The organism is Mycolicibacter senuensis, from assembly GCF_003284925.1.
Classification (GTDB): domain Bacteria; phylum Actinomycetota; class Actinomycetes; order Mycobacteriales; family Mycobacteriaceae; genus Mycobacterium; species Mycobacterium algericum_A.
Window position 1 is genome coordinate 1 of sequence record NZ_QMEX01000241.1, and the last position, 2,967, is coordinate 2,967.

The window sequence follows — 2,967 nt, forward strand, 5'->3', positions numbered from 1 at the left end:
CAGCCGGGTGAGCACCCGGGCCAGGTCGGGGTCATCCCCGACCACCACCAACCGGCGGAAGTGTTCGATCGCCGCGGCTACGGCGTGCTCGGTGTCGTCGCTGACCGGCACGGTCGGAAGCCCCCGTAACGGGCGGGGTAACGACCGCCCGGCAAACAGCAGAACGGCGGTTTCAGGGCCGCTAGTGGTGTTCAACGCGCTCCTCGTGAATCACTTCAGATAGGCTCAGACCCCGGCTGGACCACAGTAAGCCAAGACAGTTAGCGAGAAATCCATGCCGGCAATCGTCGTCATCGGCGCCCAGTGGGGTGACGAGGGCAAAGGGAAAGCCACCGACCTACTCGGCGAACGAGTGCAGTGGGTGGTGCGCTACCAGGGCGGCAACAACGCCGGCCACACCGTGGTGCTGCCCACCGGGGAGAACTTCGCGTTGCACCTGATCCCCTCGGGGGTGCTGACGCCGCACGTCACCAACGTCATCGGTAACGGTGTGGTGGTCGATCCCGGGGTGCTGCTCGACGAGCTGGCGGGGTTGGAGCGGCGCGGCGTGGACACCTCGCGGCTGTTGATCTCCGCCGACGCGCACCTGCTGATGCCCTATCACGTCGCCATCGACAAGGTGACCGAGCGCTACATGGGTTCCAAGAAGATCGGCACCACCGGCCGTGGCATCGGGCCCTGCTACCAGGACAAGATCGCCCGCATCGGGATCCGCGTCGCCGATGTGCTCGACGAGGAGTCGCTCGCTCAGAAGATCGAGGCCGCCCTGGAGTTCAAGAATCAGGTACTGGTCAAGATCTACAACCGCAGGTCGCTGGAGCCGCAGCAGGTGCTCGAGGACCTGCTGGTGCAGGCGGAGGGCTTCAAACACCGCATCGCCGACACCGCGCTGGCGCTGGGCGCCGCGCTGGACCGCGGCGAGCACGTACTGCTGGAAGGCTCGCAGGGCACCATGCTCGACGTCGACCACGGCACCTACCCGTTCGTGACGTCGAGCAACCCCACCGCCGGCGGCGCGGCCGTGGGCTCCGGCGTCGGGCCCACCCGCATCACCACGGTGCTGGGTATCTTGAAGGCCTACACCACCCGGGTCGGCTCGGGGCCGTTCCCCACCGAGCTGTTCGACGCCAACGGTGAGTACCTGTCCAAGACCGGCGGCGAGGTCGGGGTGACCACCGGTCGGCAACGGCGGTGCGGCTGGTTCGATGCGGTGATCGCCCGCTACGCCACCCGGGTCAACGGCATCACCGACTACTTCCTGACCAAGCTCGACGTGCTGTCCACGCTGGAGACCGTGCCGGTCTGCGTCGGCTACACCGTCGACGGCAAGCGCACCGACGAGTTGCCGATGACCCAGGAGGAATTCGCCCGCGCCGAACCGGTCTACGAGGAACTGCCCGGCTGGTGGGAGGACATCTCCGGTGCCCGCACCTTCGAGGAGCTGCCCGCCAAGGCGCGTGACTACGTGTCGCGACTGGAAGAGATCGCCGGAGCGCAGGTGTCGTGCATCGGGGTGGGTCCGGGCCGGGAGCAGACCATCGTGCGCCGTGACGTGGTGCGGGACCACGCGTGAGCGACGAAGGCCCCGAGGAACTCGACCCCGACTACGCCAGCCACGGCGGGTTCCCGGACTTCGCGGTCGTGGACCCGAGCCCGGGCTTCGCGCGTTTCGTCACCACGATGCGGCGGCTGCAGGATCTGGCGGTGTCCACCGCCCCCGACGACGTCACCTGGGACGACGCCGCCGACCGCGCCGAAGCGCTGGTGGGGCTGCTGGAGAAGTACCCGGTGTCGCAGGCGGAGGCCCCGGCCGGGCGGGCACCGTCGCTGCCGGGCATGGGCAGCCTGCTGATGCCGCCGTGGCGTATCACCCGCTTCGAACCCGACGGTGTCTCGATGCGGGGCTCATTCAGCCGCTTTCACGTGGGCGGCAACTCCGCGGTGCACGGCGGTGTGCTGCCGCTGCTGTTCGACTGGATGTTCGGGATGGTGGTCCATGCCGCGAATCGCCCGATCAGCAGGACGGCGTTCTTGCATGTCGACTACCGCCACGTCACCCCGATCGACACCCCGCTGGTGGTTCACGGCCGGATCGACAAGGCCGAGGGGCGCAAGGCCTTCATCAGCGCCGAACTGACCGACACTGACGGCACGCTGCTGGCCGAGTCGCAGGGACTGATGGTGCGCTTACTGCCGGGGCAGCCCTAGCGTCGATCGCCCGCGCGGCGGAGCCGGGCGCTGGGGGCCGACGCCGTCAAGCTGAGCTCGGACCCGCGACGGTCATCGCGGCGAACAGCGCCAGGAATGACGCGGCGGGAACCGTGTTGGGGATGCTGTCGCGGACCCGGATGTGGGCGCCCACCGCGAGGATGAAATACAGCGTCAGTGCCGCGGTGGTCAGCCGGGCCAGCACCGGGAAGCGGCGCGCCGACAGCAGGCCGACCGCCGATGCGACCTTGACGATCGGCAGGATCGGGCGGATCTGCTCGGGACACTCCACGGTGTCGAGCGCCTTGGCGATGTAGGGCACCGGGATGGCGCAGAGCACGGCGTCGGCGGCCTGAAAGGCGGCCAGCCCGGTGTAGGTCTTCGGCGACGTGAGGGCACTCATGGGACCGACTCTAGGCGCGCACCACCCGAACCGCCCGCGCGGTCAGTCCAGGTTGAGCGTCGCCTCTTCCAGATCCAGCCCGTGCAACAGGGTGCGCAGCACCTGGTCGTCGATGCGGCCGACGTCACGCTCGTCGATCAGCGCCGCACGCTCGGCGGCCAGCATCTCCAGCCGCAGCCGGCGAAATGCGGCGGCGGCGGTCTCGTCGCTGTCATCGTTGCCCGGATCCAATCGCCGCAGCCGTTCCCGGGCCGCGTTGCGACGCCGGGTGTTCCAGGTGCGCAGCGCCTCGGCGGCGCGTTCGCTGGCCGGTGACGGCTCGCTGGCCGCGGCAAACGCCGAATTCAACAGCTTTT

3 protein-coding genes and 1 pseudogene are annotated in these 2,967 nt (G+C 69.0%); 2 read left to right on the forward strand and 2 right to left on the reverse strand.

The window, feature by feature from the left end; all coding sequences use genetic code 11:
• Positions 1-274: 274 nt before the first annotated feature.
• Positions 275-1,573 (forward strand): adenylosuccinate synthase, encoded by a 1,299-nt coding sequence (locus DQP56_RS23485; protein WP_112689458.1) that lies wholly within the window; start codon positions 275-277, stop codon positions 1,571-1,573.
• Positions 1,570-2,208 (forward strand): PaaI family thioesterase, encoded by a 639-nt coding sequence (locus DQP56_RS23490; protein WP_112689460.1) that lies wholly within the window; start codon positions 1,570-1,572, stop codon positions 2,206-2,208. The genes DQP56_RS23485 and DQP56_RS23490 overlap by 4 nt, the downstream gene beginning before the upstream one ends.
• 46 nt (positions 2,209-2,254) lie before the next feature.
• On the opposite strand, the gene DQP56_RS23495 is transcribed toward DQP56_RS23490, so the two are convergent.
• Together DQP56_RS23495 and DQP56_RS23500 are read right to left on the reverse strand one after the other, a co-directional pair.
• Positions 2,255-2,611, reverse strand: a complete 357-nt coding sequence (locus tag DQP56_RS23495; protein WP_112689462.1) for a DoxX family protein — start codon at positions 2,609-2,611, stop codon at positions 2,255-2,257.
• Between the two features lie 42 nt (positions 2,612-2,653).
• Positions 2,654-2,967 (reverse strand): annotated as a pseudogene (locus DQP56_RS23500) (Na+/H+ antiporter); the annotation flags it as partial.